The organism is Faecalibacterium sp. AM43-5AT (assembly GCF_003603345.1).
Taxonomy (GTDB): Bacteria; Bacillota; Clostridia; order Oscillospirales; family Ruminococcaceae; genus Faecalibacterium; species Faecalibacterium taiwanense.
This window is the reverse complement of sequence record NZ_QVGZ01000043.1, coordinates 1-248: the sequence shown is the minus strand read 5'-3', so window position 1 is coordinate 248 and position 248 is coordinate 1. Positions and strand designations below refer to the sequence as shown.

The following is a 248-nucleotide window of genomic DNA, read 5'->3' as shown; positions in this document are numbered from 1 at the left end:
AACGGCGTGTCGTGCTTACATAGCTTCACCGAGGAGTTATCGAACAGACAGGAGGTACAATGACCAAAACGAATGTTCAACCGATTCCTAGCAATTTTCAGCACCACGACACGCCGAACAACAAAACGCACATCATCAAGTTCCGTGTGACAGCGGAGGAAAAAGCGTCACTGGAACTCACTTGCAAACTCCTAAATGATGCCCGGTACGAAAGAGAAGATCCTGTCCGGGCAGTTCAAAGTCCGTGA

The 248-nt window shown here is 48.8% G+C and carries 1 pseudogene; it reads left to right on the top strand.

Annotated elements, in window-relative coordinates:
* Window positions 1–59: 59 nt before the first annotated feature.
* Window positions 60–197 (top strand): annotated as a pseudogene (locus DW937_RS14645) (mobilization protein); the annotation flags it as partial.
* Between the last annotated feature and the right edge of the window lie 51 nt (window positions 198–248).